Genomic DNA, 24,079 nt, shown 5'->3' on the forward strand with positions numbered 1-24,079 from the left:
GAGGATGAATGAGACTGCCAGACCCACTACCGGTATCTCACTGGCAGCGAAAGTATAGAGCATCGAGTGGTTGCGGCCTTTTACGCATCGCTCAATTGCCACATCGGCTCCACAGGCTATCAATGTGGCTCCCTCACCCCATCTTCAAAACCTCTTCCCGCATCCAGCTGGCAAACGCCTGCACATGCTCAAGCGCCCCGTGGCGTTGCGCCACGTCGAGCCAGTAGCCGTACGGTCCGCTGACTTCAATCTCTGAGATCCGCGCCAGGCTGCCATCCGCGAGTTCCTCGACGATCATGTTCCGATCGACCACCGCCAATCCCGCGCCCTTACGCGCCGCATGAATCGCCTGCTCCAGATTCGAGAACTCAATGCCGTTTTCCGCGTAATGCGCCGGCATGCCTGCCGTGGCGAGCCAGTTTGGCCACAGATCGAGCCGCGTCTCGTTATGCAGCACGTGGAGTGCGGGCATGCGCTCGAGCAGCGTCTCCAGCGGCCGCCCGAGAAGATGCGGTGCACCCACCAGCGTATGCCGCTCGATCATCAGCAATTCGGAATGCGCATCGGGCAGCGCTTCGCGGCCGAAACGGATGTTGCAGTGGCAATCCTCAGTCGGTTCGGTGCGGATGGACAATTCGACATCAGGCAGTTCCACCGCCAGCGAGCCTAGCCGCGGCGAGAACCATTGCGTAGCGAAAGTAGGTGGCACGGACAGCACAAGGCGCCGCCGCCCTTTGGCGGTGGTGACCTGGCGCGTGCCGCGCTCGATCGTATCGAATGCCTCCGACACGCACGGCAGCAATTGCAACCCCGCCGCCGTCAGCCGGATACCCTTGTGATCGCGCTCGAAGAGTTTCGCGCCGAGCGACTCCTCCAGGATCTTGATCTGCCGGCTCACGGCGCCCTGCGTCACGCACAGCGCACTTGCCGCGCGGTTGAAGCTCAAATGACGAGCGGTCTCTTCGAAGAAGCGCAACGCAATCAGCGATGGCAAGCGCCGCATAACTTCACCTTCTGTCTTTTCTGGTCGTCCGGGGGCGCGCCGGGCTGGCGCGGTCCTGCCGTCCGCAATGGTTGTCATCGTTTTGCGATTGCCGGGGCGCCTCGTCTCCAGAGTGCCATGCGGCAATCGTGCTGCTGTAGGCGGCTGTGCTGGCCCGTCAGAAGGGCCGCCCGCCGCCTCGCCGCATCTTACTGCCTTTGGGGCTCGACCGATGCCGCGTCACCGCGCGTCGTCTTCAACACGCGTCATGGCGCGGATTGTCGCATTTCGGACCGCGTCTTGAGCGGGTGCCAGCAACAAAAGGCGCTTGCCGGCGAACAAGTCAAGACAGCGGGCCTTAGCACCCGGTTTTGCTGACTCGTTGGCCTGGACCGCCGCGCAACCAGCCGACATCGCCTATCCTGAGGGGAACGCGCGTTCGTCCCAAACGCGCCCCCTTTCGACTCGCGGAGTGCCCCGTGACCGTTCGCAATCTCGATGCCCTGTTTCGACCGAAATCCGTTGCTGTGATCGGCGCTTCGCGACGGCCGCGCAGCACGGGCGCGCTGGTGTGGGCGAGTCTGCTGGGCGGCGGTTTCGACGGGCCGCTCTGGCCCGTGAACCCGAAATACGACTCGCTGGACGGGCACGCGGTTGTCGCGGACGTCGGTGACCTCCCCGAGGCCCCCACGGTGGCGCTGCTCTGCACGCCCCCTGCGACCTGGCCGGGCATCGTCCACACACTCGGCGGTCTGGGCACGCGGGCCGCCATCATCGTCGGGGAAGTGCACAGCGACGAAGACCGTGTCGCGCTTCGGCACACGCTCTCGGCGGCGCGGCCGAATCTGCTGCGTATCGTGGGGCCGGGCAGTCTCGGCGTGGTGTCGCCGGCGCTGCGGGCGCATCTGGGCGCGCCGTCGTGCCTGGTAAAGGCGGGCGGAGTGGCGTGGGTGTCGCAGTCGAATGCCCTGACGAATGCCGTGCTGGGCTGGGCGTATGCGCGTGGTCTGGGCTTTTCGCACGTGGTGGCGCTCGGTGGCGAGGCGGATGTGGATGCGGGCGACGTGCTCGACTATCTGGCAAGCGACCCCGGCACGCGCGCCATCCTGCTCGAACTCGATACGGTGCGCGCGGCTCGCAAGTTCATGTCGGCGGCGCGGGCGGCGGCGCGCAACAAACCGGTCCTCGCTTTGCGCTCGGGCCGCGCCGATCCCTCCGACGGTCTCTACACGGCGGCCTTCCGCCGCGCGGGCATGGTGCGCGTCGATTCGCTCGACGACCTGCTCGACGAAATCGAAACCCTCGGCGTGGGCCGCGTCGCGGCCGGGGCAACAGCGACGTTGATCACCAGCGACCGTGGGATCGCGACGGTGGCGTGTGACGCCTTCGCTGCCGCGGGCGACACGCTGGCGCAGTGGCCCGCTGAGACCACGGAGGCGGTCACCCAGGCGTTGCCGCGCGCGGTTGCAGGCAACCCCCTGCTACTTGGCGACGACGCGCAGGCCGAGCATTTCGGCACGGCCTTGCAGGTTCTCGCGCAGCATCGCGAGACCGGCACGGCGTTTGTGGTCCACGCGTCGACCCATAACGCGCCGGTGAGCGAGGTCGCGCGGGCGCTGATCGCAAATCAACGGTTCGCCTATCGTGGGCTGCTGGCGTGTTTCTTCGGCGGCCTGGACGCGGCGACTCGCGATGCATTGCATGCGCAGGGCATTCCAGTCCATACGACGCCACAGCGGCTGGCACGAGCGTTTGCCCGTCTGGTCGATTACCGGCTGGGGCGCGAGTTGCTGATGCAGACGCCAGAGGGGCTGCCGGCGCAAATCCCCGCCGAGATCGACGCTGCGCAGGCGCAAGCACGCGCGGCCCTGGCGGCGGGTGAGGACACGCTCACTGACGCGCACGCGGCGAATTTGCTCGCGCATTTCGGGCTGCGCGTCGAGCCAGGCGAGGCCACCCAGGACATGATCGTCGACATCGACGTGGAACTGCACGACGACGACAACTTCGGCCCCGTGTTCCGCTTCACGACGCCTTCGGCGGATGGCGTCTCCGTGCCGCTGCGGGTCTTCGGTTTGCCGCCGCTTAACCCCATGCTGGCGCGCGACATGGTGACCCGTTCGCCGTATGCGCGGGTCGCCGCGCCTGAGCCTGTGCTGGCCGCTTTTACGGCGCTCTCGCAAGCGGTGTGCGATGTTCGCGAGATCGTCGGCTTAAAACTCGCGCTGCGGGTGTTCCGCGAGCACACCGTTGTCGTTGCGCCGCGTATCCGGCTCGGCGCCAAACGCAGCCGGCTCGCCATCATGCCGTATCCGCGCCGCTACGAGGAGACGCTCGACTGGCACGGCCTGCGTATCACGGTGCGGCCCATTCGTCCGGAGGACGAAGCCGCTCATCATGACTTTGTCGAAGCCATGACGCCCGACGATCTGCGTCTGCGCTTTTTCGGCGCGGTGGGCAGCTTCGATCATTCGCAACTCGCGCGTATGACGCAGATCGACTACGACAGGGAAATGGCGCTGATCGCGACAGTTCCTTCCGAGGAGGGTTTCACGCAGACGTTGGGCGTGGTGCGCGCAGTGGCGGATCCCGATAACGAGACCGCGGAGTTCGCGGTGGCAATCCGCTCGGATCAGAAGGGACGGCACCTCGGCACGCTGCTGATGGAGAAGATCATCGCGTATGCCCGCTCGCGCGGCACACATTGGCTGGTGGGTGAAGCGCTGCGTGAGAACGGGCCCATGATCGCGCTGGCGAGAGCGTGTGGTTTCACGGTGTCGCCCACCGAAGATCCCTCGGTGGTGGGGTTCAGGATGGCGCTGGATGAGGCGGAAGCGGCGGCTTAGCGGGGCGGGGTTATTCCATGGCACTGCGGCACTACGGCACTACGGCGCAAATCGCTGCAGCAGCGCCGCCGATACGCGCGTCAGTACCTCTTGCCAGTCGCCCCGTCGCTGCTGGGTAAAGAGGCGCACGGTGGGATACCACGGGCTGTCATCCCGGTTGCGCAGCCAGCGCCAGCATCCGGCGAAGCGGTTGAGCAGCCAGACCTGCTTGCCCATGGCCGCCGCCAGGTGCGCCACCGAGGTATCCACGGAGATCACCAGGTCGAGGTTCTCGATCAGCGCGGCGGTATCTGCGAAGTCCGCGACTTCGTCCGTCCAGTCTGTCAAACCCAGGTGGCTCAACGCGTCCGGACGCTTCGCCGGATCATCGGTCTTCTGCAAACTGATCCAGCGGATGTGCGGCAACGCGAGCAAGGGCGCGATTTGCGCGGACGTCAGGCTACGCATCTTGTCTTCCATCATGCCTGAATGGCCGCCCGCCCAGACCACGCCGACCTTGGGCAGCACGGGGCCGGGCAAAGCGGCGAGTTTTGCGCGCCACGAGGCGGCGCGAGTGGGATCGGCAAAGAGATAAGGCGTCGCGGCCGGGATGTTGTCCAGGCGGGTGCCGAACGCCATGGGTAGCGACATCATCGGACAGTACCAGTCCCACTCATCGAAACGCGGCATGCCTACATCGAGCATGACGAGGCCCGGCCAGCGCGAACACAGCGACTCTTCGTAGAGGCGACGCAAGCCGGGCGGGCAGACGTAGCCTACCTGCGAGAAACGCTGGAGCGCGAGAGGCAGGTAGCGGACAAACTGCAGGCTGTCGCCGTGACCTTGCTCTGGGATAACCAGCAGACGCGTTCCGCGTGTGGGGGTATCTGCTGAGCGAATGACCGACTCTGGACGTTCCCCCTTCCATTGCGGCAGCGGGATCTGCGGCCGCGCCGCTGGAGCGTGGCTTCCGTCGGCGTTCGCAAAATTGGCCCAGCGGTCTTCGAACCGGGGCCATGCTTCTTCATAACGCCCCGTAGCCAGCAGAACCGTCGCGAGATGGGCGCGAGCGCTGAGGTAGTCCGGCGCAAGGGCAATGGCGTGCTGTAGGTGTCGCTCGGCCTCGTCCAGAGCGCCCAGACTCTTGACAACCACGCCCAGGTTGGTGAGCGCCTGTACGTTATCGGGATCGAGTTCGAGCAACTTGCGATAGCTGAGCGCTGCGTCGTCGAGGAACCCCTGCACGAACAGCGTGCCCGCCTCGTAGTAGCGCAGCGCGATCGAGTCGGGTTGCAGCGCAAGACCTTCCCTTGCTGATTGCAGCGCACCGGCATACGCGTTCAACTTGATCTGAACGACGCACAGTGTCAGGTAGAAATCCGCATGGGGATGAACCGCGATCGCGCGTTCAACCCAGCTTTGCGCGGCTTCGAACTGGTTCGAATCGAGCGCCAACAGTCCGCGCAAGTAAAGGGCGCCGGCACGCTCGGGATCTTGCTCGAGGATTCGTTCAACGGCGGCTTGCGCCGTGGCGATATCACCGGCCTGACGCGCGTCGTCCGCCTCGCGATACCAGGATTGAATGTCGTCAGACGGCGAGCGGAATGGGGTCGACATGGGAGATGCGCACGCGAGGATGGGTGTTTTATGGGGCGCCAATTATGCGTGCTCTGGGGCGGCGAGTCTGTAGGCCTATTCCGAAGCGTTCGATGCGAAAAAGCTGACTGCTGGCCAGGAGGCGACTGACTCGCGCGTCGGCTTCTCATGCCGCACCTTTGAGAATCCTCCGAGTGTTTGCGGCGGTCGTTTCCGCTATATTTTTTGGCTTCATTCAGCGATGCCCCGCGTGGCTCAAACGACCTGTTCAAGGAACGGCGCATCACCTGTCCAGTGCCCCGTTCAGTGTCATGGGGCACGTTCGCCTTGCTGAGCACATCAAAACGTTTCGACCGATATTCAAATGGATAACCTCGCCGTCTCCGACCAATTTATCAAATCGTTATTGTTCGCGTTTTTCCTGAGCGCCGTCGCCATCTTCGTTCTGCAATTGACCAATCTCATTGACCCGGACCACCTGGTGGGGCGTGAGGGAATGGCGTGGCTGGTCGCGACCGTCATCTGCACCACCGAGCCGCTGTTGCGTCATCACGGCGTTCTGAAGGGCGCCATCGAAAGCCGGATTGGCGAGTTCACCCAGGCAAGCGTACTGGGACGGGTGATTGGCGCGCCGGCGGGTTGTCTGTTTGCATGGGCCATCACGATTGTTGGGTCTTAAGCTGCGCTTTCGTGCAGAGTTGAAAAATATCGTCAAGGATTCCAGATTAAAGCGCGAATGGGTCAACGGCTTGCGCGGGAAGCCGTTAAACACACGACCGCTACCCGGTCGCCCACTCAATCATGGTTTTTTTCAGGACAGATAGACGATGAACAAGCAGATCACCATTGCCGCTCTCGCAGGGTTGTTTTCGCTCGGCGCGTTTGCCCAGGCATCCGCACCCACCGCAGCGCCCGCGCAGGAGCAGAGCGCAGCCCCGGCCGACGCAGCGTCCACGGCGAAGCATCACCACAAGCGTCACAAACATCACAAGCACCATGCGTCCGCGGCAGTGCCCGCCTCCGCACCGGCCATGAAGCCCTAAGTCTGGCGTCGGGTCGCGTCCGCGCTTCGCTAATCGAGAAAAGACCATGTACCTGCACGCTTCTACTCGCTGGCGGCTTCTGCTGCTCTGCGCCACGCTGACGACGTTCACGGGTTGCGTGAGTACGCATCGCCCGGTGGCGTCGCCCGAGGAAACCGAGGCGCAATCGTTTCCCGTACCGATGGTGGAAGTGTCCTCCGTTTCGTCGGCGGATGGTGTGCCGTTGCCTGTCGAAGCAGGTTTTTACCGCGCCAACGCCGGTGATACCTTGGTCAGTATTGCGAAGTCTTCCGGACGCGCTCCGGCGAGCGCTAAACCCAATCCGGCTGTCAGCGTCAAGCGGAATCCCGCTCCTGCTTCGGCAGAGGCAAGCCGCTTCAAATGGCCGGTTTCCGGTGCCGTTGCCGCCAAATTCGCCGCGGGCCGCTCCAAGGGCGTCGAACTGGGTGGCCGTTTGGGCGACCCGGTCAAAGCTGCCGGAGGCGGCCGGGTGGTGTACTCGGGCGTTGGCGTCAAACCTTACGGCCGCTTGATTGTCATCAGGCACGACGACCATTTCGTGACCGCTTACGGCGGCCTTCGCAAGCTGCTGGTCGGGCAAGGCGCTGTCGTCAAACAAGGGCAAAGCATTGCCGAGATGGGAGCAGAAACCAACGGCAATGGCTCCCTCAAGTTCGAAGTCCGCAAGGACGGCAAGCCGGTCGACCCGCTGATCTATCTGCCGAAACGCCAGGGCTAGGCATTCGCGTCCGGCGTCGGCTGTAGTCGGGGGCTTGCCCCATCACCTGATCGTCTTGCGCTCGAGCGGCGCTGCCGAATTCATTTCATCAAGCAGATTGTTTTGAAAGCATTTCGTTTCTACCGAAACCTTGGAATTATGTTGTCCTTAGCGTTACTGGCGGGTTGCATGCAGCCGCCGGGCATAACCGGGCGGGTTAACTATGAGGCGCCGCATAAGGAAGAATCAAGAGCCCTCACGGCGATTACGCCGTTTGGCACGGAGCACTCGCCGCTCCTATCGAGCCTGCCTGAGTTGCCGCGTCCGCAGACCGAAACCGCATCGTCGCGTGACGAGCGTGACGCCGCGTCGCGCTTCTGGCAATCCGGCATGGCGTCCTGGTATGGCAACCAGTCTCAGGGGCACCGCACCGCAAGCGGCGAGCGCTACAACCTGCACGCGTTGACCGCCGCACATCGGACCTTGCCGCTTGGCTCGTACGTACGGGTGACCGCCGTATCGAGTGCGCGCTCGGTGATCGTGCGGATCAACGACCGTGGACCTTATACGCGCGGGCGGGTGATCGATCTCTCCTATGCCGCGGCGGCGGCGCTTGATCTGCCACGCACCGGCACCTTGCTGGTCAAGATCGAGACCGTGGCAAAGCAGAAAACCGGCGCGTAGTGCGGGCTGGCGGAGTTATTTCACCGCACGGACCGCACGGACCGTGCGAACGGTGACGCTGCCGATAGCGCTGACTCAGGCGGCCAGCTTGGCCGCCGCCTCATCCACCTGGTCGCGCGTTACGGCCAATTCTTCGAGCCACGCATCGGCGTAGACGGCGCCCGTCTCACGTTCGAGACGCGCGATCGTCGCCGCGCAGCGCGTGGCGTCCTTCGGGGTCGCGATGAAGTCCTTCACCGACTGCCCTGCCTTGAACGCGTCGAACAGCGGCACGCGGATATCGTCCGGCAAAGCGCGCGTCCATTGGTACGGCTTGCCGTTGTAGGTGAACGACGGCGGCAGCACACGTTCCTTCTTCGCGGCCGGAATCAGGCCGTAGGTGCGCGCGGCTTCGCCGATCTGCTCCGGCGAAAACAGCTCGTCCGGGCTGATGTCGAACTGCTGGATATAGGCTTCCATGGCTTGCATGGCGGCGGCGCGATCGTCGCGCTTTTGCTGGGCGCGGGCCACGATGTCGCGCAGTTCGTCGGCTTCCTCGGGGGTGATCGTGAAGCTCGCCTGCTTCTGCTGGAGTTCGGAAAAACGCTGGAATTCGGAATCGGTCAGAAGTTTCGCCATGAGGTATCGAGAGCGCGCGCAGGAGGATGCCCACGCGGCGACATTTTTAAGAGGGTCGCCATTCTAAACCATGCAGGGGAGGAGGGAGCGCGAGCAGACGGTCAGGGTGATCTCACCCCGCTGCAGAAACGTGGCTAGCACGCGAGCCGCGTCCGTGCGGCGGGCAACTCGGCGGTGGCGTGGGGATGTAGCGTGTGTTGTAGCGTCAGGCGGTGGAAGCCTGATCCTGCATCCGGCCCATCAGGCGCGGATGCAGGAGGATGGCAGTGCGTCAGGTCTTACTGACAGGCCTTGCCGGCGTCGGCGTGGTAGCCCTTGGCTTTTGCATCCGCTTCGGTCATGTACGCGCCATGCTTGGTCTTGCCGTAGTACTTGTCGGTCGGGCAGTGATAGACCTTCGTGCTGGTGTTGACCCAAACCTGGCCGGGACCGCCGCCGGGCGCCGGCTTGGCGCTGCTGGCCGCAGCCGGTGCCATCGCGGGTGCCGGTTTGGCGTTGCTAGCCGCTGCCGGTGCGGCCGTGGTCGCGGCTGTCGCGGGAGCGCCGGATGCCGCAGCGGCCGCCGAGGCGCCGTACCAGGTCTTGAGACCCTTATGGCCGGCGCAGGCGCCCTTCTTCGTGGCTCCCGAGTAGAACGAGCCGTCCTTGCATAGCCCTGTCGATCCGCTTGGCGCGCTCGCCGGAACCTGCGCGTAGCTCGCGGTCGCTGCGAGCAGCCCGGCCACAGCGGCCATAGAGAGGAGTAGCTGTTTCATGGTGTGGATCCTGTGGATCTGCCGCGGGGTCGCCGCGTTCATCGGGGGACGCAGACAATACGGCCTGCTAAATGGCCGGCTCGCTGCGATTCTTGTGCGCGTCAAGGCGCACTCCTGATAAAACGCGGGACCTCGGTGTTCGGCTGACGTGCGGCACACCTGACATTGTCAATTATTGCAAAGCGGAAAACGGCCGCGCAACGAGCACTAGCTCGCCTCCTCGCGAAACATCGACAACGCCTCGACCGTTTCCCGCAATTGCGCGGTAACCGCATCGAGAGTCGGCGCGACGTATTCGTCAATGCGCCGCAGGTATGGGCACGTCAACGCGGCGATCGCCTGGCCGGATGGCCCGAGCAGCGGGAAGGTCAGATCCGTGACGCCGAAAATCTGCTGGCTGTCTTTCTGCGAAAAGCCGGCGGTGCGGATTTGTTCGCAGGTCTGTTCGAGCGCGTCGCGGTCGATTGTCACCTCGCCCTTCACCTTGGTATGTTCCGCGAGCATGTGAGCGCGCTGCTCGGCGGTCTGAAACGCCAGCATGACGCGGCCCGAACCGGTATCGATCAACCCGACCCGCGAGCCGAGCCGCACGGCCATCCCCCACGTGCCGGGGCCGTCGACCTGGGCGATCACCAGCAGATTGCCACGGTCGTAGACCGCCAGATGACACGACTGCTCCGCGCGGTCCGAAAACCGTTGCATGAGCGGCAGGGCTTCGGCGATCAGCCGGTTCATCGGCGGATGGCGATGCGCCAGCGCATACAACTTCAGACTCAGCGAATAACGATCGCCCGCCGCCGAGCGCACCACATATTGGCGCGCAACCAGACGCTCGAGCATCCGGTACATCTCGCTCGCGTTGCGCCCTAACAGCTTGGTGATTTCGGCGCGCGTCAGCCCGTCCTTCTGCTCGGCAAGCAGTTCGAGGATATCGAGGCCTTTGTCCAGCGCAGGTGCGCGGTAACGGTCGGCGTCGTCTCTTTCTTCCGCATCCATCATGAGTAGGTTCCGGTCCCATGCAGTCGTATGGCTGTCCCATGCACGGCTGTGCAGGCCCCATTGTTATCCGGCGCGTGAGTGTAGAGCGTAGCGGACCGCACGTGGCCAGGGAAAGTACGGACGGATGGTGCAGTGCACAGTCCTTGACTTAGAAAAGTCCGTATATGAATAATACGTTCATTGGTGAATTGACGCACACCAATATTCATAAGAAAGCGCAGGACGACGTTCCGGCTCCCCTCGGAACCGGTTCAGCTAGTTCAACAACGCATGGGACCGGAGCAGGTGTTGAAGCACCCACCCGGTCGAAAGGAGACAAAGTCATGACGTTCGCAAAAGGGCCGCACGCGGCCCGCCGTTTCATCCAGAGCGCTTTATCCGTCGGGGTCGCCGCCGCATGTGTGGCCGGCCTTGCGATGAGTGGCGCCGCCCGCGCCGCCGATACCGGCAAGATCGGTCTCGGTCTGCCGTTGCTGACCTCGCCGTTCTGGCAGTCGTACAACAACTACCTGCCGGTGTACGCGAAGCAGATGGGTCTCGACATCCTCGCGCCCGTCAACTCGAACGGTGACCCTGCGCAGCAGATCACCGATATGAACAACATCCTCAACCTGGGCGCGAAGGGCATCGTCGTCGGGCCGCTGGATTCGGCCGCGATCAGCCGTGCGCTGGATTCCGCCTCGGCCAGGAACGTCCCGGTGGTGGCCGTGGACGTGGCGCCGACGCAAGGCAAGGTGGCCATGGTGGTGCGCGCCGACAACCACGCCTACGGCGAGATGGCCTGCAAGTACATCGGCGAGCACGTGAAGTCCGGCAAGGTGGTGCAGATCATGGGCGATCTGGCATCGGTGAACGGACGTGACCGTTCGGAAGCGTTCCGCGCCTGCCTGAAGCACTATCCGGCGCTGTCGCTGCTGGAGATCCCGGCTGCCTGGAAGGGCGACGTCGCCGCGACCGCGCTCGACAGCTTGCTGACCGCCAACCCGGATGTGAAGGCCATCTACATGCAAGCGGGCGGGGTCTACCTGTCGCCGACGCTGCAGACGCTGCGCCGCAAGCAGATGCTGTTTCCGGTGGGCGATGCGAAACACGTCGTGATCGTCAGCAACGATGGCATTCCGCAGGAATTCGACGCGATCCGCAAGGGCGAGATCGACGCGACAGTCTCGCAACCGGCTGACCTGTACGCGAAGTACGGCCTGTACTACATCAAGGCCGCACTCGCCGGACAGACCTTCAAGCCGGGTCCGACCGATCACGGCAGCACGATCATCCAGATCGCGCCGGGCATGCTGGAAGATCAGTTGCCTGCGCCGCTCGTGACGAAGGCGAATGTCGACGACAAGAACCTGTGGGGCAACACGGTCAAATGAGCGAGCCCCTGCACACGCCTGGCATTGCGGCAACAGAAACAGCAACGGCCGGGGCCGCGGCCGCGGTCGTCGAAGCCTTGGACGTCACCAAGCGCTTCGGCTCCTACGCCGCATTGAACGACGTGAGCATCCGCGTGATGGCGGGCGAGTCGCATGCACTCGTCGGGCGCAACGGGGCCGGTAAATCGACGCTGGTGTCGATTCTCACCGGCCTGCGCAAGCCCGACACCGGCGAAGTGCGCTTCGGCGGCGTGCCCGCGCCGTCGCTCGCCGACCGCGACGCATGGCGCGAACGCGTGGCCTGCGTCTATCAGCATTCGACCATCATCCGCGATCTGAGCGTCGCGGAGAATCTGTTCATCAACCGTCAGCCTGAGCGGCGCGGCATGATCGACTGGCAAGCCATGCGCCGCGATGCGCGTGAATTGCTCGACCACTGGAAGATCGACGTGCGCGAAGATGCCCGCGCCGGCGATCTGAGCGTCGAGGCGCGTCAGTTGGTGGAGATTGCGCGAGCGCTATCGTATGGCGCGCGCTTCATCATTCTCGACGAGCCCACTGCCCAACTCGACGGCGACGAAATCAAACGGCTGTTTCGCCGCATCACGGAGCTGCAGCGTGAAGGCGTGACGTTTCTGTTTATCTCGCACCATCTGCAGGAGGTGTACGAGATCTGCCAGGCCGTGACGGTGCTGCGCGATGCGCGGCATATCGTCAGCGCGCCGGTGTCTGCGTTGCCGCGCGAGCAGTTGATCGAAGCGATGACCGGCGAACGCGGCGGCCTCGCCGTTGCCGACGCCGCCGCCCGCGCGCCGCTGCCCGCCGGTACGAAAGTGGCGCTGGAAGTCGCCGGTCTGGGCGGCGCGGACTATGAAGACGTGTCGTTCACGGTGAAACGCGGCGAGGTCATCGGTCTGACGGGAGCCACGAGCAGCGGCCGCACCAGTGTCGCGGAGGCGATTGCCGGTCTGCGCTCGCCGAAGCGCGGCGACATCCGCGTGGCCGGCCAATCCTTGCCGCGCGGCGATGTGCCCGCGGCGCTGGCAGCCGGCATCGGCTGCGTGCCGAAAGACCGCCATCACGAAGGCCTTGTGCTGACGCAATCGGTGGCGGAAAACGCCTCCATGACGATCACGCGTCTGCTCGGCAAGTTCGGCCTCACGCCGCCCGCAAAGAAGAACGCCTTCGGTCGCAAGATGATCGACGCGCTCGGCATCGTGGCGCCTGGGCCGGAGCACGTGGTATCGGGCCTGTCCGGCGGCAACCAGCAAAAAGTGGTGATGGCGCGCGCGCTGGCGACCGATCCGAACGTCCTCGTCCTGATCGACCCGACTGCGGGCGTCGACGTCAAATCGAAAGAAGCGCTGCTGTCCGTGGTGGACCGTGTGCGCGAAGAAGGCAAGGCGGTGCTGGTGGTCTCCGGCGAACTGGACGACCTGCGCACCTGTGACCGTGTGCTGGTCATGTTCCGTGGCCGCATCGCGGCCGAATTCCCCGCGGGTTGGCAGGACCACGACCTGATCGCATCCGTTGAAGGAGTCAGTCTCCATGAAGAATAGTGTGCCAAGCCCTGCATTCGGCGCGGCCCAAGGACAGGTTGGTGCGCAGGCCGCGCAGCGCGGCCGGGTGCGGATCGAATTCGCGCGGCTGCGCGACCTCGCCCTGGTGCCCGCGCTTGCCCTGTTGATTGTGATCGGCGCATTTGTCAGCCCGAGCTTTCTGACCAAGGCGAACCTGATCAGCGTGCTCGGTGCGTCCGCGGCGCTCGCGCTGGTGGTGCTCGCCGAATCGCTGATCGTGCTGACCGGCAAGTTCGATCTGTCGCTCGAGTCCACGGTGGGGATTGCGCCTGCGGTCGGCGCGATGCTGGTGATGCCGGCCGCCTCCGCGGGCTTTGGCTGGCAATGGCCCGCTGCGGCGGGTTTGCTGGCGATTCTCGTAGTCGGCGCGGTGATCGGTTTTATCAACGGCTTTCTGGTGGTCCGCTTACGCCTGAACGCCTTCATCGTCACGCTCGCCATGCTGATTGTGCTGCGCGGCATGCTGGTGGGCGCGACCAAGGGCGGCACGCTGTTCGATATGCCGTCGTCGTTCTTCACGCTCGCTACGACGATTGTCCTTGGGCTGCCGTTGTCGGTGTGGCTTGCGGCGGTGGCATTCGCGGTGGCCGCTTTTATGCTTCGCTACCATCGGCTTGGGCGCGCGCTGTATGCGATCGGCGGTAATCCCGAAGCGGCGCGCGCCGCCGGGATTCGCGTCGAGCGTATTACGTGGGGCGTGTTCGTGCTCGGCAGCGTGCTCGCTTCGCTTGGCGGCCTGATCGTCACCGGCTATGTGGGTGCGATCAACGCGAATCAGGGCAACGGCATGATCTTCACGGTGTTCGCGGCTGCGGTGATCGGCGGCATTTCGCTCGACGGCGGCAAGGGCACCATGCTCGGTGCGCTTTCCGGTGTGTTGCTGCTCGGTGTGGTGCAGAATCTGTTAACACTGGCACAGGTGCCGTCGTTCTGGATTCAGGCCATCTACGGCGCGATCATCCTTGGCTCGCTGATGGTGGCACGCCTCGCAAGCGGCGAAGGCCAGAATTGAACGCACACGTTCACGGAGACGTATCTTGAGCAGCCCATTGCATACCGATGTCCGCCTGATCCTGCTCAGTCCGCAGGACAACTGTCTGATTGCGGCGGCGCGGCTCGAAGCCGGTACCGAAGTCGAGATTGAAGGCGAGCGCGTCACGCTCAGCAAGGCGATCGATCTGGGCCACAAGGTTGCGCGCGGCGCGTTGGCCAAAGACGACAAGGTGCTGCGCTATGGCGCGGTGATCGGCCACGTGACCGAAGCCGTCGCGCGCGGCGAGCATCTGCACACCCACAACCTCGAAAGCGACTACCTGCCCACGTACACCCACGATGCGGGCCACGAATTCGTGCATCATTGACGCGGTGTGATACCGCGCTGGAACGATCATGACTGACACTTCCGAAGCAACGATCTCCTCAACCGCCGGCTTGCAACCCGTGCTGCAAGGCTTTTTGCGCAGCGACGGGCGTAAAGGCATCCGCAATGTGGTCGCGGTGGCGTACCTCGTCGAATGCGCGCACCACGTCGCTCGCGAGATCGTCACGCAGTTCCGCGAGCCGCTCGACGCGTTCGACGACCCCACAGCAGAACGCGAACCGGCCGTGCATCTGATCGGCTTCCCTGGGTGCTATCCCAACGGCTACGCGGAGAAGATGCTCGAACAGCTCACCACGCATCCCAATGTGGGGGCGGTGCTGTTCGTATCGCTCGGCTGCGAGAGCATGAACAAGCACTACCTGGTCGACGTGGTGCGCGCGACCGGCCGACCTGTCGAAGTCCTGACGATCCAGGAAAAGGGCGGCACACGCAGCACGATTCAGTACGGCGTGGACTGGGTACGCGATGCGCGCAAGCAACTGGCGGCACAACAGCGCGTGCCGATGGGGCTCGACGAACTGGTGATCGGCACGATCTGCGGCGGCTCGGACGGCACCAGCGGCATCACCGCGAATCCGGCGGTGGGCCGCGCGTTCGATCATCTGATCGAGGCCGGCGCTACCTGCATCTTCGAAGAAACGGGCGAGCTGGTCGGCTGCGAGTTTCATATGAAAACGCGTGCGGCGCGGCCCGAGCTGGGCGACGAGATCGTCGCCTGCGTGGCCAAGGCAGCGCGCTATTACTCGATTCTCGGTCACGGCAGTTTTGCGGTGGGCAATGCCGACGGCGGCCTGACCACGCAGGAAGAAAAATCGCTTGGCGCCTATGCGAAAAGCGGGGCGTCGCCGATTGTCGGCATCATCAAACCGGGCGATGTGCCGCCGACCGGCGGCCTCTATCTGCTCGACGTCGTGCCTGACGGTGAACCGCGTTTCGGTTTTCCGAACATCAGCGACAACGCGGAAATCGGCGAGCTGATCGCGTGCGGCGCGCATGTGATCCTGTTCACGACCGGACGCGGTTCGGTGGTCGGCTCGGCCATTTCGCCCGTCATCAAGGTGTGCGCGAATCCGGCCACTTATCGCAATCTCGCCGGCGATATGGATGTCGACGCCGGCCGGATTCTCGAAGGCCGCGGCACGCTGGAAGAGGTGGGCCGCGAAGTGTTCGATCAGACGCTGGCGGTGGCGCAGGGCGCGGCGTCGAAATCGGAGACGCTCGGGCACCAGGAGTTTATTCTTACGTATAAGACCTTCGAACCGGTCGGGCCGTCGTGCCTGCCTTCGGGCGCCGCGCCGAGGCATCGGGTGGTTGAGGTCGCTTCGCATTGATCGACGCCATGGCGTTGAATGGCCCGTTACGCGCGGCGTGAGACCGCGCGGGATCGACACAGGAGACTTCGGCATGACAGAGGCGATTCGTTCAAAAGTCAGCCAGCGCCGCACGATCGGCCGGCGCGGCTTGCAAGTCACAGGACTGGGTCTGGGCACCGCGCCGCTTGGCGGTCTGTACAACGATCTGTCCGAGGAAGAAGCGCTGGCCACGGTGGCCGCCGCCTTCGAGGCAGGGGTGCGCTTTTTCGACACGGCGCCGCACTACGGCCATACGAAAGCCGAGCACCGTCTGGGCGACGCGCTACGCCGCTATCCGCGCGATCAATACGGACTGTCGACCAAAACCGGCCGGCATTTTGTGCCGCGCACCACGCCCTACGACGGTAGCGAAGGCTGGCAAAACCCCCTGCCGTTCGAGGCAATCTTCGACTACACGCACGACGGCATCCTGCGGTCGTTTGAGGACAGCCAGCAGCGGCTCGGCATCGTCGAGATCGACATTCTGCTGATCCACGATATTGGCCGTGTCACGCATGGCGAGAAAAATCCGCACTACTGGAAGCAACTCACGGACGGCGGCGGTTTTCGCGCGCTCGACGAATTGCGCTCGGCGGGCGTGGTGAAAGCCGTCGGTCTAGGGGTTAACGAAGGGGCGGCGATTCTCGAGGTGATGGCCGCATTCGACATTGACTGCGCGCTGCTTGCAGGCCGCTATACGCTGCTTGAGCAGGCCACGCTCGACGACCTGCTGCCCGCGTGCGAAGCGCGCGGCGTGGGCATTCTGCTGGGTGGCGCATTCAACTCGGGGATCCTGGCGCGTGGCGTGCAAGGCGACCTGAAGTTCAACTATGTTGCCGCGCCCAAAGAGGTGATCGAACGCGTGGCTCGACTGGAAGCGGTATGCCGCGAGCACGATGTGCCGCTGGCGGCCGCTGCGTTGCAGTTCCCGTATGCCCACCCGGCCGTTGCAACGGTGTTGACCGGCGCGCGCAGTGTTGGAGAGTTGCGCGAGAACGTCGCATCGTTCGAGCGTCCGATTCCTGCAGAGTTGTGGACGGCATTGCGCGACAAAGGTCTGCTGGATCCGCGAGCGCCGGTGCCGAAGGATTGACGGACCATGCACATCGATGCGCACCAGCATTACTGGGACCCGGCTCGTGGCGACTACGGCTGGCTGACGCCGGACCTGAAGCCCATGTACCGGATCTTCGGGCCGGCCGATCTCGCACCGCTGCGCGAGCGCGCCGATGTGCAGCGTACGGTGGTGGTGCAGGCGGCGCCCACGGTCGAGGAAAGCCGCTATCTGCTGGAACTTGCGCAGGGCGATGCATCCATTGCGGGGGTGGTCGGTTGGGTGCCGATGCTCTTGGGCGACGCGCCCGCTCTGATCGCCGAGCTCGCACGTCATCCGCAATTCAAGGGCATTCGCCCGATGCTGCAGGACATCCCCGACGACAACTGGATCGCCAATCCTGACCTCACGCCTGCCGTCGAAGCGCTGATTGCGCACGACCTCGCTTTCGATGCGCTGATTTTCACGCGCCACGTCGACGCCTTCGAAACCTTCGCCAAACGCTTTCCGACGCTGCGTATCGTGATCGATCACGGCGCGAAGCCGCCGATCCGCGACGGCCGCAGCGGCTGGCAAAGCTGGGCAGACGGCATCACACGTCTGGCGAGTCTGCCGCATGTACATTGCAAGCTCTCGGGACTCGCGACCGAGGCCGCACCCGGCTGGACCGAAGCGACGCTGCAGCCGTATGTCGATCATCTGCTGCAGTCGTTCGGCCCGGCGCGTTTGATGTGGGGCAGCGACTGGCCGGTGCTCAACCTGAACGGCGACTACCTGCTGTGGCATTCGGTGGCGAACACCTTGCTCGCCGGGCTGTCCGACGGGGAGCGCGACGCGGTGTTCGGGGCGAATGCCGTCGCGTTCTATCGCCTGTGAGACGGGCGCGCATTGCAATACCCGATATGACGCAACTGCCATTTCCATTTCGACTGGAGCCGTAGATGACACAAAGACTGGCCGGGAAGACGGCCCTGATTACCGCCGCCGGACAAGGTATCGGTCTCGCGACCGCCGAGTTGTTCGCGCGCGAAGGCGCGCGCGTGATTGCGACCGACATCCGCATCGATTCGCTCGCCGGCAAACCGGTCGAAGCGCGCAAGCTCGACGTGCGCGACAGCGCTGCGATCCACGCGCTTGCTGCCGAGATCGGTGCGATCGACGTGCTGTTCAACTGCGCAGGCTACGTGCACGCTGGTTCGATTCTCGAAGCGACGGAAGAAGATTGGGACTTCGCGTTCGATCTGAACGCGAAAGCGATGTACCGGACGATTCGCGCGTTTTTGCCGGCCATGCTGGAGAAGGGCGGCGGGTCGATCATCAATATGTCGTCGGCGGCATCGAGCGTGAAGGGCGTGCCGAACCGCTTCGTTTACGGTGCGTCCAAGGCCGCTGTGATCGGCTTGACGAAGGCCGTCGCTGCAGACTTCATCACACGTGGTGTACGCTGTAACGCGATCTGCCCGGGCACGGTGGCTTCGCCGTCGCTCGAACAGCGGATCGCGGCACAGGCTCAGGCGCAAGGTGCCACCGTCGACGCAGTGCAGGCGGCCTTTGTCGCCCGCCAGCCGATGGGCCGCATCGGCAAGCCCGAAGAGATCGCGGCACTGGCGCTGTATCTGGCCTCCGACGAGTCGGCGTTCACCACCGGCCACGCGCATGTAATCGACGGCGGCTGGTCGAACTAGTCGGCAGGGCGCAGTGCATGCGTGGTGCACGAGCAAGGACTCGCCTGTTTTTTCACTGGACACTCTGGATTGAAAGGGAAGTGCAACGATGAAACTGCTTCGTTATGGACCGAAAGGTCAGGAAAAGCCCGGCCTGCTCGACGCGCAAGGCAAGATTCGCGATCTGTCGGGCGTAGTGGGCGATATCGACGGCGCCGCGCTGAGCGATGCCAGCCTCGCCAAACTGCGCGCGCTCGATCCGGCCTCGCTGCCGGTGGTCGAGGGTAATCCGCGCCTGGGGCCGGCTGTCGGCAAGATCGGCAAGTTCATCTGCATCGGCTTGAACTACGCGGATCACGCGGCGGAATCGAATCTGCCCGTGCCGACCGAACCGGTGGTGTTCAACAAGTGGAATAGCGCGATCAGCGGCCCGAACGACAACGTCGAAATCCCGCGCGGCTCGAAGAAGACCGACTGGGAAGTCGAGCTCGGCGTGGTGATCGGCAAGCCGGCCAAGTACATCGACGAAGCCAACGCGCTCGATTACGTCGCCGGCTATTGCGTGATCAACGACGTCTCCGAACGCGAATGGCAGATCGAGCGCGGCGGCACGTGGGACAAGGGCAAGGGTTTCGACACCTTCGGCCCGATCGGCCCGTGGGTGGTCACGCGCGACGAAGTGGCCGATCCGCAGAACCTGAACCTGTGGCTCGAAGTGGACGGCCATCGCTATCAGAACGGCAACACGAAGACGATGGTGTTCGGTGTGGCGAAGCTGGTGTCGTATCTGTCGACCTGCATGAGCCTGCAACCGGGCGACGTGATTTCGACCGGCACGCCGCCGGGTGTCGGCATGGGCGTGAAACCGAATCCGATCTACCTGAAGCCGGGCCAGACGATTCGCCTCGGCATCGAAGGGCTGGGCGAGCAGCAGCAGAAAACTTACGCGGCGGAGTAACGCCGCGGCGCCTGGTGCGTCTTAAGCGCTACGTCTGAACGTAGGCCGTTCCTGTTTTTGCGGGAGCGGCCTTTTTTATTGTGCGGCGTCGATCCTTGGCGTGGCTCAGCGCGAGCCGTGCGCCATTGCTGACCGGCGACGTGGTCCGCCGGCCCTCAACTTGCCGCCACGCTCTCGCCGCCGTCGCCAATCCGGTTGATGGTCCCCTGTGCGACGGCGACAAGCCGCTCGCGGTCGCCGTCCATCACGAAGATATTGCATTGACAGGTCGCCTGGTGCCGTCCGGCGTAGACGACCTGCGCCCGCGCCACCAGTGTGCCGTTCATGGCAGGCCGCAGATAGTTGATCTTGTATTCGCCCGTGACGACGCGCGGTCCAAGCGCCAGCGCGCCGGCGAAGGTGAGCGCATTGTCGGCAAGATAACTGATCACTCCCCCGTGGACGAAGCCGTGCTGTTGCCGCAACTCGTCGCGAATCGGCAGGCATAGCGTCAGCTCGTTGGTGCTCGTGTGCATCAGTTCGGCGCCAAGCAGCATGCTGAACGGCTGGGCATGCAGCGCGCCGCGCGCCCGGTCCAGTAGATCGGTCATTATCGAGTCCTTCGGGGATGAAACCCGTGGTGGCGTCCCTACCCACTCTAGGAAGCGCCAACGCGCCGCGTCAAGGTGAATCGCAAAAATGACTTCAGCACTATTGCGTAAAACGGCGCAAATAGAGGGGATGCACGACGAAAGCGCGTGAAAGGCAGCTTTTTCGGCACTTTTCTCAAGAGAACGTCTGCGTTGCCGTAAACACGCCCGTAGCTCCCGTCATTCATTGCAATTCAGGTGTTCAAGATGTTTAGCAAGATCAAGGTCGCATCCGGCCTGTTGTGTGTGTTGGCCGCTTTCTGTGTGCTGCAACTGGTGACGGAAGGGTTGGGGTTCTGGTCGCTGACCCGCACTCACGATGACGTCGGCGATCTGTCGAACGTGGCAATGACGCAGGTCGACGCGGTGAACCGCACCACCCAGGCGCTGATGGACGCGCGTATCAACCTGTCGCGCGCCGGTACGCGGATGGTGAAGGGCGGCGCCGAACCGGCCGAGATCGTCCAGCACGCGCGCGATCAACTGGCCGCGGCGGATCAGTCCTTCGCGGCTTTCTCGAACGCCCCCAAGACCAGCGACGAAAACAGCGCCCGCGCGGCCGCGCTCGCCGATCGCTATCAGAAGCTGCATTCGGCGCTGGGCGAACTGGCGCAAGACCTGGACGCGGGCAATATTCAGGCTTTCCTCGATCAGCCGACCCAATCCTTCCAGGACGCCTACCTCACCGAGTTGCATAACTTCGTACAGTTCGGCGACGCCGCGGGCCGGGCCTCGCTCGATTCGATCGATAGCCGGCTCGCGCTGTTCCGTACCGTGGGCATCGTAATCCTGCTGTTGCTGCTGGCCGGCACGATTGCCGTTTACGTGGGGTTGAAGCGCGGCGTAGTTGCACCGCTTGAAGAGGCGGGACGTCACTTCGACCGCATCGCACAAGGCCGGCTCGACCAACCCATCGCATCACGCGGCACGAACGAAATCGGTCATCTGTTCTCGGGGCTGGCGCGCATGCAGGCGAGCGTGGCGCGCACGGTGAAGACGGTGCGCGAATCGGCCGATTCGATTCACCTGGGCGCGGACGAAATTGCCACGGGTAACGCGGATCTGTCCGCACGCACGGAGAATCAGGCCGCTTCGCTCGAAGAAACCGCCTCGAGCATGGAGGAACTGACCGCGACCGTGCGTCAGAACGCCGATCACGCCCGCGAGGCGAACGCGCTGGCGCAGACCGCTTTGGACGCTACCTCGCGCGGCAGCGAAGTGGTCAACCAGGTGGTCGAGAAGATGCACGGCATCGCGCAAAGCTCGGACAAGATCGCCGAGATCATCTCGGTGATCGACGGCATTGCCTTCCAGACCAACATCCTCGCGCTGAACGCGGCCGTCGAAGCGGCGCGTGCGGGCGAGCAAGGCCGTGGCTTCGCGGTGGTGGCCGGCGAGGTGCGCGGGCTGGCGCAGCGCAGCGCGCAGTCGGCCAAGGAGATCAAGACGCTGATCAGCGAATCGGTTGCGGAGATCAAGGGCGGCTCGACGCTCGTCGAGCATGCCGGCGACGCTATGCGCAACGTCTCGGCGTCGATCTCGCGCGTCACGCAGATGATGACGGAGATCAGCGCGTCGTCGCTCGAACAGAGTGCGGGCATCGAGCAGGTGAATCAGGCCGTGGTGCAGATGGACGAGATGACGCAGCAGAACGCGGCACTCGTCGAAGAGGCGGCCGCGGCTGCGTCTTCGCTGCATCAACAGACCCAGCAGTTGAAGGACGCCGTCTCGGTGTTCGAGATTTCCGATGCGGTGTTGAGGACGCAGCAGTTCGGTGCGGTCAATCCGCATGAGCAGGAGTTTTCGCTGAGCGCCGGGCCTGCTGCCTGGCGCTAGCGGGTAGCGGGTAGCGTGTAGCCGCCGAGGCGGCAACCGCCCCGCTCAGGCTGGCAATGCCGCGTAAGCGGTGGCGAGGTGGTAAGGCGTCGTGGATGGCATGTCGGCGCGTGAGACTTCGCCCGCCGCCGTCTTGCACTCGTACCAACCCTGGGCGTGCAGAAAGCGCTGCTGGAACCGTTCGATTTGTCCCGGCAGCACAGCGCGCGCCGCGGCGTCGTCGCGCGTGGCGAGTGCGCGCAGATATTCGCTTTGCGCCCAGATTCGCTGCGTCGCATCCTTGATGCGCCCGGCTTCGTCCAGCGACGCACACACCCCGCCTGTGACCGGATCCACGCCATGTTGCTGCGCGAAGCCGAAGGCCCGTGAGAGCGCGTCGTCGAGACCCGTTCCATCCAGCAGCGCGCCCGCCTGCTTGACCAGCCAGAACCATTCGAACTGATGGCCAGGCTCAAGACGATTGTCGTCCGCGCCCAACGGCAGTTCTGCGATGCATCCCGTCGGCACATGCACGAAGGTGCGCTCGATCGCATCGGCCAGCTTGCGCAGGGCGGCATCGAATGCGCTATCCTGGGTGGCCGCGCGCGCGGCGAGCCACGCTTCGGTGAGGTGCATCATCGGGTTCTGCACCGGTGTGCCGGTCACGCTCGAAAAGTCGGCGTCGAGGGCGGCGTTGAACAGGCCGTGTTGCGCTGCAAAGCGGTCTTCGATCAGATCGGAGGTGCTGTGAACAATGGCGAGCGCATCAGGATTGCCGGAACGTGCGCCATATTCGGCACACGCGAAGACCAGGAACGCGTGCGTGTAGAGGTCCTTCGTCGTATCGAGCGGTGCACCTTGTGCGTCGACGCTAAAGAACCATCCGCCGCGCTGCTTGTCCTGAAAGTAGTGCACGAGGGAATCGAACAGCCCGTTGGCGTGGGCCGCCTCGCCTGCCTGGGAGAAGACGAACAACTGGCGCGCACACGCCATCGCGCGGTAGCGTTCGGCAGGCAGCGGACGGTGGCCTTCGGCGCTGACCGCCTCGTAGGGCAGCTTCAGTGCCGTATTGAAACCCGCTCCACGCCAGATCGGCAAAACGACGCGGGCGAAATGATCGCGTAGCGTGGCGGCAAGGGTAGTCGTAGAGGCGGGTGTGTTCATGCTGAGAAGCGGCTTCGGTAAGGTCGTGAAAGGGGCGGCGCCTGATGCGACAAGGGCGCCGCGCGACCAAGCATAAAGCAAACCGTCGGCGATGGCACGCCGGCCAGTACTCAAACGCACTACCAACCATTCGGACAAGGAGGAACAGGCATGCTGGGGAATCTTGAACTCATCTCGCGACTGGTGTTGGCGGCGGCGCTCGGCAGCGTCATCGGCGTGGAGCGCGAGCGCCTGTCGTGGGCTGCGGGGCTGCGCACGCACATGCTGGTGTGCGTCGGGTCGGCGCTCATCATGATCGTGTCGGCGTTCGGTTTTGCCGATGTGCTGGGCACCCAGAACGTCGTGCTCGACCCCTCGCGGATGGCCGCGCAGGTGGTCTCCGGCATCGGCTTTCTGGGCGCGGGCTCGATCCTGATGCGCGGCGAGATCGTGCGAGGGCTCACGACGGCTGCGAGCCTGTGGTCGGTGGCGGCCATCGGGCTGGCGGTGGGTGGCGGCATGTACACGGCGTCGATTGCGGCGACCATCATCATCCTGATCATCCTGGCGGGCATCAAGCCGCTCGAGCGGCGCTTCATCACGGTCAAGCAGCGGCGTCAGGTGACGCTGCTGGTCGAGCGCGGCGCGCTGACGTTTCATTCGCTGCACGAAGCGCTTGGCGCGGCAAGCCCGCGGGTCAAGCAGTTCGTGATGCAGCAGAGCGACGATGCGCCCGAATACGACGTGGTGATGATTACGTTGCACCGCGTCTCGACGACCGAATATGCGGCGATTCGCGACCGCTTACGTCAATTGCCCTGCGTGAAGGAATTCCGCGAAGACGATTCGACGTCTTAAATAGGCGATTGGCTTTAGCACGCGCGCGTGGCCATGAGACAATGCGGTCTCG

The 24,079-nt window shown here is 64.2% G+C and carries 23 protein-coding genes; 16 read left to right on the plus strand and 7 right to left on the minus strand.

The genetic code is table 11. The features are described from left to right. Window positions 1–133: 133 nt before the first annotated feature. Window positions 134–1,003, minus strand: coding sequence for a LysR family transcriptional regulator (locus tag P3T42_RS30640; RefSeq protein WP_074294027.1), 870 nt, complete (start codon window positions 1,001–1,003; stop codon window positions 134–136). Window positions 1,004–1,461: 458 nt separating this feature from the next. On the opposite strand from P3T42_RS30640, the gene P3T42_RS30645 reads away from it, so the two are divergent. Next, the gene (locus tag P3T42_RS30645) at window positions 1,462–3,828 is read left to right on the plus strand and encodes a GNAT family N-acetyltransferase (protein WP_429308156.1); all 2,367 of its coding nucleotides are present in this window, start codon (window positions 1,462–1,464) and stop codon (window positions 3,826–3,828) included. Between the two features lie 39 nt (window positions 3,829–3,867). On the opposite strand, the gene P3T42_RS30650 is transcribed toward P3T42_RS30645, so the two are convergent. After that, window positions 3,868–5,424, minus strand: coding sequence for a tetratricopeptide repeat protein (locus P3T42_RS30650; RefSeq protein WP_429308157.1), 1,557 nt, complete (start codon window positions 5,422–5,424; stop codon window positions 3,868–3,870). Window positions 5,425–5,767: 343 nt separating this feature from the next. On the opposite strand from P3T42_RS30650, the gene P3T42_RS30655 reads away from it, so the two are divergent. The 4 genes from P3T42_RS30655 (at window position 5,768) to P3T42_RS30670 (ending at window position 7,848) form a co-directional block, all read left to right on the plus strand. Then, on the plus strand, window positions 5,768–6,082 hold the full coding sequence (locus P3T42_RS30655; RefSeq protein WP_074294030.1) for a hypothetical protein: 315 nt from the start codon (window positions 5,768–5,770) through the stop codon (window positions 6,080–6,082). A gap of 148 nt (window positions 6,083–6,230) precedes the next feature. Then, the gene (locus tag P3T42_RS30660; RefSeq protein ID WP_074294031.1) at window positions 6,231–6,446 is read left to right on the plus strand and encodes a hypothetical protein; all 216 of its coding nucleotides are present in this window, start codon (window positions 6,231–6,233) and stop codon (window positions 6,444–6,446) included. A 46-nt stretch (window positions 6,447–6,492) separates the two neighbouring features. Continuing rightward, window positions 6,493–7,185, plus strand: coding sequence for a murein hydrolase activator EnvC family protein (locus tag P3T42_RS30665; protein ID WP_429308158.1), 693 nt, complete (start codon window positions 6,493–6,495; stop codon window positions 7,183–7,185). A 168-nt stretch (window positions 7,186–7,353) separates the two neighbouring features. Further along, the gene (locus P3T42_RS30670) at window positions 7,354–7,848 is read left to right on the plus strand and encodes a septal ring lytic transglycosylase RlpA family protein (protein WP_429308159.1); all 495 of its coding nucleotides are present in this window, start codon (window positions 7,354–7,356) and stop codon (window positions 7,846–7,848) included. 75 nt (window positions 7,849–7,923) lie between these two features. Here P3T42_RS30670 and P3T42_RS30675 read toward each other — a convergent pair whose 3' ends face one another. From P3T42_RS30675 to P3T42_RS30685, 3 genes are all read right to left on the minus strand, one after another. Continuing rightward, window positions 7,924–8,466 carry a hypothetical protein gene (locus tag P3T42_RS30675; protein ID WP_429308160.1) on the minus strand — a complete coding sequence of 181 codons (543 nt, stop codon included), beginning with the start codon at window positions 8,464–8,466 and terminating at the stop codon, window positions 7,924–7,926. A 278-nt stretch (window positions 8,467–8,744) separates the two neighbouring features. Continuing rightward, on the minus strand, window positions 8,745–9,221 hold the full coding sequence (locus P3T42_RS30680; protein ID WP_074294035.1) for a hypothetical protein: 477 nt from the start codon (window positions 9,219–9,221) through the stop codon (window positions 8,745–8,747). Between the two features lie 207 nt (window positions 9,222–9,428). Then, window positions 9,429–10,217: an IclR family transcriptional regulator gene (locus tag P3T42_RS30685; protein ID WP_074296991.1), complete on the minus strand. Its 789-nt coding sequence runs from the start codon at window positions 10,215–10,217 to the stop codon at window positions 9,429–9,431. A 419-nt stretch (window positions 10,218–10,636) separates the two neighbouring features. Here P3T42_RS30685 and P3T42_RS30690 point away from each other — a divergent pair, with 419 nt between their 5' ends. The 9 genes from P3T42_RS30690 to P3T42_RS30730 all read left to right on the plus strand — a co-directional run bounded on the left by P3T42_RS30690 (window position 10,637) and on the right by P3T42_RS30730 (window position 19,582). Beyond that, complete coding sequence (locus P3T42_RS30690) at window positions 10,637–11,593, plus strand: sugar ABC transporter substrate-binding protein (RefSeq protein ID WP_253190105.1); 957 nt, start codon at window positions 10,637–10,639, stop codon at window positions 11,591–11,593. Beyond that, on the plus strand, window positions 11,590–13,152 hold the full coding sequence (locus P3T42_RS30695; protein WP_429308161.1) for a sugar ABC transporter ATP-binding protein: 1,563 nt from the start codon (window positions 11,590–11,592) through the stop codon (window positions 13,150–13,152). Before P3T42_RS30690 ends, P3T42_RS30695 begins: the two co-directional genes overlap by 4 nt. After that, window positions 13,142–14,185: an ABC transporter permease gene (locus P3T42_RS30700; protein ID WP_074294038.1), complete on the plus strand. Its 1,044-nt coding sequence runs from the start codon at window positions 13,142–13,144 to the stop codon at window positions 14,183–14,185. Before P3T42_RS30695 ends, P3T42_RS30700 begins: the two co-directional genes overlap by 11 nt. Before the next feature lie 25 nt (window positions 14,186–14,210). Beyond that, entirely contained in the window at window positions 14,211–14,534 is a 324-nt protein-coding gene (locus P3T42_RS30705; protein WP_143788239.1) for a UxaA family hydrolase, read from the plus strand. A gap of 28 nt (window positions 14,535–14,562) precedes the next feature. Further along, entirely contained in the window at window positions 14,563–15,885 is a 1,323-nt protein-coding gene (locus tag P3T42_RS30710) for a UxaA family hydrolase (protein ID WP_171991579.1), read from the plus strand. A gap of 73 nt (window positions 15,886–15,958) precedes the next feature. Beyond that, the gene (locus tag P3T42_RS30715; protein ID WP_429308162.1) at window positions 15,959–16,999 is read left to right on the plus strand and encodes an aldo/keto reductase; all 1,041 of its coding nucleotides are present in this window, start codon (window positions 15,959–15,961) and stop codon (window positions 16,997–16,999) included. A 6-nt stretch (window positions 17,000–17,005) separates the two neighbouring features. Next, window positions 17,006–17,836 carry an amidohydrolase family protein gene (locus P3T42_RS30720; protein ID WP_074294041.1) on the plus strand — a complete coding sequence of 277 codons (831 nt, stop codon included), beginning with the start codon at window positions 17,006–17,008 and terminating at the stop codon, window positions 17,834–17,836. Window positions 17,837–17,901: 65 nt separating this feature from the next. After that, complete coding sequence (locus P3T42_RS30725; protein WP_429308163.1) at window positions 17,902–18,645, plus strand: SDR family oxidoreductase; 744 nt, start codon at window positions 17,902–17,904, stop codon at window positions 18,643–18,645. Window positions 18,646–18,733: 88 nt separating this feature from the next. Further along, on the plus strand, window positions 18,734–19,582 hold the full coding sequence (locus P3T42_RS30730) for an ureidoglycolate lyase (protein ID WP_074294043.1): 849 nt from the start codon (window positions 18,734–18,736) through the stop codon (window positions 19,580–19,582). 155 nt (window positions 19,583–19,737) lie between these two features. On the opposite strand, the gene P3T42_RS30735 is transcribed toward P3T42_RS30730, so the two are convergent. Further along, window positions 19,738–20,172 (minus strand): PaaI family thioesterase, encoded by a 435-nt coding sequence (locus P3T42_RS30735; RefSeq protein WP_074294044.1) that lies wholly within the window; start codon window positions 20,170–20,172, stop codon window positions 19,738–19,740. Between the two features lie 246 nt (window positions 20,173–20,418). Between P3T42_RS30735 and P3T42_RS30740 the strand changes: the two genes are divergently transcribed. Next, window positions 20,419–22,047 carry a methyl-accepting chemotaxis protein gene (locus P3T42_RS30740; RefSeq protein WP_429308164.1) on the plus strand — a complete coding sequence of 543 codons (1,629 nt, stop codon included), beginning with the start codon at window positions 20,419–20,421 and terminating at the stop codon, window positions 22,045–22,047. 45 nt (window positions 22,048–22,092) lie between these two features. On the opposite strand, the gene P3T42_RS30745 is transcribed toward P3T42_RS30740, so the two are convergent. Continuing rightward, entirely contained in the window at window positions 22,093–23,190 is a 1,098-nt protein-coding gene (locus P3T42_RS30745) for an AGE family epimerase/isomerase (protein ID WP_429308165.1), read from the minus strand. A gap of 150 nt (window positions 23,191–23,340) precedes the next feature. Here P3T42_RS30745 and P3T42_RS30750 point away from each other — a divergent pair, with 150 nt between their 5' ends. After that, window positions 23,341–24,027, plus strand: coding sequence for an MgtC/SapB family protein (locus P3T42_RS30750; RefSeq protein WP_429308166.1), 687 nt, complete (start codon window positions 23,341–23,343; stop codon window positions 24,025–24,027). The last annotated feature ends 52 nt before the right edge of the window (window positions 24,028–24,079 follow it).

Source organism: Paraburkholderia sp. GAS38 (assembly GCF_050434965.1).
Lineage (GTDB): Bacteria > Pseudomonadota > Gammaproteobacteria > Burkholderiales > Burkholderiaceae > Paraburkholderia > Paraburkholderia phenazinium_A.

Bases quoted from the DNA above. Each gene is read 5' to 3' on its own strand.
- P3T42_RS30640 (WP_074294027.1), bottom strand. From the start codon at position 1,003: ATGCGGCGCTTGCCATCGCTGATTGCGTTGCGCTTCTTCGAAGAGACC.
- P3T42_RS30650 (WP_429308157.1), bottom strand. From the start codon at position 5,424: ATGTCGACCCCATTCCGCTCGCCGTCTGACGACATTCAATCCTGGTAT.
- P3T42_RS30655 (WP_074294030.1), top strand. From the start codon at position 5,768: ATGGATAACCTCGCCGTCTCCGACCAATTTATCAAATCGTTATTGTTC.
- P3T42_RS30660 (WP_074294031.1), top strand. From the start codon at position 6,231: ATGAACAAGCAGATCACCATTGCCGCTCTCGCAGGGTTGTTTTCGCTC.
- P3T42_RS30665 (WP_429308158.1), top strand. From the start codon at position 6,493: ATGTACCTGCACGCTTCTACTCGCTGGCGGCTTCTGCTGCTCTGCGCC.
- P3T42_RS30670 (WP_429308159.1), top strand. From the start codon at position 7,354: ATGCAGCCGCCGGGCATAACCGGGCGGGTTAACTATGAGGCGCCGCAT.
- P3T42_RS30675 (WP_429308160.1), bottom strand. From the start codon at position 8,466: ATGGCGAAACTTCTGACCGATTCCGAATTCCAGCGTTTTTCCGAACTC.
- P3T42_RS30680 (WP_074294035.1), bottom strand. From the start codon at position 9,221: ATGAAACAGCTACTCCTCTCTATGGCCGCTGTGGCCGGGCTGCTCGCA.
- P3T42_RS30685 (WP_074296991.1), bottom strand. From the start codon at position 10,217: ATGGATGCGGAAGAAAGAGACGACGCCGACCGTTACCGCGCACCTGCG.
- P3T42_RS30690 (WP_253190105.1), top strand. From the start codon at position 10,637: ATGAGTGGCGCCGCCCGCGCCGCCGATACCGGCAAGATCGGTCTCGGT.
- P3T42_RS30695 (WP_429308161.1), top strand. From the start codon at position 11,590: ATGAGCGAGCCCCTGCACACGCCTGGCATTGCGGCAACAGAAACAGCA.
- P3T42_RS30700 (WP_074294038.1), top strand. From the start codon at position 13,142: ATGAAGAATAGTGTGCCAAGCCCTGCATTCGGCGCGGCCCAAGGACAG.
- P3T42_RS30710 (WP_171991579.1), top strand. From the start codon at position 14,563: ATGACTGACACTTCCGAAGCAACGATCTCCTCAACCGCCGGCTTGCAA.
- P3T42_RS30715 (WP_429308162.1), top strand. From the start codon at position 15,959: ATGACAGAGGCGATTCGTTCAAAAGTCAGCCAGCGCCGCACGATCGGC.
- P3T42_RS30720 (WP_074294041.1), top strand. From the start codon at position 17,006: ATGCACATCGATGCGCACCAGCATTACTGGGACCCGGCTCGTGGCGAC.
- P3T42_RS30725 (WP_429308163.1), top strand. From the start codon at position 17,902: ATGACACAAAGACTGGCCGGGAAGACGGCCCTGATTACCGCCGCCGGA.
- P3T42_RS30730 (WP_074294043.1), top strand. From the start codon at position 18,734: ATGAAACTGCTTCGTTATGGACCGAAAGGTCAGGAAAAGCCCGGCCTG.
- P3T42_RS30735 (WP_074294044.1), bottom strand. From the start codon at position 20,172: ATGACCGATCTACTGGACCGGGCGCGCGGCGCGCTGCATGCCCAGCCG.
- P3T42_RS30740 (WP_429308164.1), top strand. From the start codon at position 20,419: ATGTTTAGCAAGATCAAGGTCGCATCCGGCCTGTTGTGTGTGTTGGCC.
- P3T42_RS30745 (WP_429308165.1), bottom strand. From the start codon at position 23,190: ATGAACACACCCGCCTCTACGACTACCCTTGCCGCCACGCTACGCGAT.
- P3T42_RS30750 (WP_429308166.1), top strand. From the start codon at position 23,341: ATGCTGGGGAATCTTGAACTCATCTCGCGACTGGTGTTGGCGGCGGCG.